Origin of the sequence: Paenibacillus sp. LPE1-1-1.1 (assembly GCF_040676435.1) — a bacterium.
Classification (GTDB): Bacteria; Bacillota; Bacilli; order Paenibacillales; family Paenibacillaceae; genus Pristimantibacillus.
Map to the genome: position 1 here is coordinate 1 of NZ_JBEGHY010000017.1, position 442 is coordinate 442.

Sequence of the window (442 nt, forward strand, 5' to 3'; positions counted from 1 at the left end):
TATCCGAACCTCATCGGGTCCGGGTATTTCCTTAGAAAGGAGGTGATCCAGCCGCACCTTCCGATACGGCTACCTTGTTACGACTTCACCCCAATCATCTACCCCACCTTCGACGGCTAGCTCCCTTGCGGGTTACCCCACCGGCTTCGGGTGTTGTAAACTCTCGTGGTGTGACGGGCGGTGTGTACAAGACCCGGGAACGTATTCACCGCGGCATGCTGATCCGCGATTACTAGCAATTCCGACTTCATGCAGGCGAGTTGCAGCCTGCAATCCGAACTGAGACCGACTTTGATAGGATTGGCTCCACCTCGCGGTTTCGCTTCCCGTTGTATCGGCCATTGTAGTACGTGTGTAGCCCAGGTCATAAGGGGCATGATGATTTGACGTCATCCCCACCTTCCTCCGGTTTGTCACCGGCAGTCATCCTAGAGTGCCCACC

The 442-nt window shown here is 55.9% G+C and carries 1 rRNA gene; it reads right to left on the minus strand.

The window, feature by feature from the left end:
* Window positions 1-35: 35 nt before the first annotated feature.
* Window positions 36-442 (minus strand): 16S ribosomal RNA (locus MRBLPE1_RS16795); the annotation flags it as partial.